2 protein-coding genes are annotated in these 1,706 nt (G+C 73.6%); both read left to right on the top strand.

The features are described 5' to 3' along the window. Positions 1–266: 266 nt before the first annotated feature. Positions 267–521 carry a hypothetical protein gene (locus tag VG276_26230; GenBank protein HEV8652791.1) on the top strand — a complete coding sequence of 85 codons (255 nt, stop codon included), beginning with the start codon at positions 267–269 and terminating at the stop codon, positions 519–521. 76 nt (positions 522–597) lie between these two features. Further along, positions 598–1,706, top strand: a 1,109-nt coding sequence (locus tag VG276_26225) for an ISKra4 family transposase (protein ID HEV8652790.1), incomplete at its 3' end; no start/stop codon positions are given.

Raw genomic sequence — 1,706 nt, 5'->3', positions numbered from 1 at the left:
GTTGGAGGCGCGGGAGGCGGCGGCCCGCGCCCGGGTGGAGGCGCTGAGGGCCGAGAGGACCGGCTGGCCGAGCGGCTGGCCGCCGAGCAGGCGCTGCTGGGGCGGCTTGAGGTCACCAGGCAGACCGTGACCGAGGTGCTGGCCGGCGAGGAGCTGCCAGGCGGGGATGCGGTCGTGACCGATCCCGATCCCAAGGCCGGCGTCGGGGCGGCGCCGAGGGTGGGAACGAAGGTTCCTGCCTTCGGCCAGGACGGGGATGCCGACGGGTGGGGCTGCCGGTGGCCTACCAGGATGTGGTCGAGGTGCTGGCCGGTGCCGGGGTGCCGCTGCGCGCCAGGCAGGTGTGCCAGGCGGTGGGGACCGGTGCCGAGCCCAGGCATCGGGAGGGGATGCGGATCAAGCTCAAGCGGCTGGTCGAGCGCGGCTGGCTGGTCGAGGCCGAGCCGGGGCTGTTCGCCTGCGCTGCTGGGGTGGCTGCGGTGCTGGACGGCGCCGAGCGACTACAGCAGCCTGTGCGGTGAAGCGGTGAAGGTGAAGTGCGGGGCTCCTCCTCAATAGGTTGCGGGCGCTACGACCGAACCGACGAGAAAGAGCCCGATGCAAGCCTACGACGACGCCCGCGATGGCGCCGGCATGGACGCCGCCCAACTCGGCGGCCTGGACGCCTTCGGCGCCTCCCGGGCCGCCTTCGACGAGCTTGTCGCCACGCTCGCAAGCGCCCAGACGGGCGGCTGGACCCACGACCAACTCGAGGACCACCTGGAAACCAACGGCCGGGAGCTGCTGCGGCTGCTGTTCCAGGATCACCTGGACCTTCGCGCCCGGCGGGAGCAGCGCGCCGTCGCCCAGGGCCGCGTCGGCCCGGTCGTCGACGCCGACGGGACCTGTCGTCGCAAGGTGGAGCGGGGCCACGTCCGCCACTTGACGACGGTGTTCGGCACGGTGCGGGTGAGGCGCTGCGCCTGGCGCGCCGAGGGTGCCCCCAACCTGTATCCGGCCGATGCCGCCTTGAACCTGCCCTGCCGGCTGCACTCCCATACCCTGCGGCGCAGGGCGGCGGTCGAGGCGGCGCGTGGCTCGTTCCAGGCCGCCGAGCAGGCACTGACCCGCGCGTGCGGCAAGGTCGCCGGCAAACGGCAGGTCGAGCAGCTCACGGTGGCGGCCGCCAGCGACATCGACGCCTTCTACCAGGCCTTGGTGCCGCAGCCCGCCACCGACGACACGCTGCTGGTGCTCAGCGTGGACGGCAAGGGCGTGGTGATGCGCCCGGAGGCGCTGCGGGAGGCCACCCGCAAGGCCGCACAGGCCAAGGGCGCCAACCGCTACCAGACCCGGCTGGCCAGCGGCGAGAAGCAGGGCCGCAAGCGGATGGCGACCCTGGGGGTCGTCTACGACGCCGACCCCGCACCCCGCCGGCCTTACGACGTCATCGGCCCGGCCATCACCCTGGGCGCCGATGGTGCTGGTGCCGCGCGCCGACGCCGGGGCCCGGCCGCCACGGCGAAGTGGCTGACCGGCTCGGTCGCCACCACCAGCCAGCAGGTCATCAGCCAGGTGTTCGACCAGGCCGACCAGCGTGACCCCACCCACCGCCGCCCCTGGGTCGTGCTGGTCGACGGCGCCCGCCACCAGCTCGACCTGATCCGCGCCGAAGCCGCCCGCCGCAAGGTGACCATCCACATCCTGGTCGACCTCATCCACGTCCT

This window comes from Actinomycetes bacterium (assembly GCA_036000965.1).
Taxonomy (GTDB): Bacteria; Actinomycetota; CALGFH01; order CALGFH01; family CALGFH01; genus DASYUT01.
This window is presented reverse-complemented; position numbering and strand designations above follow the sequence as displayed.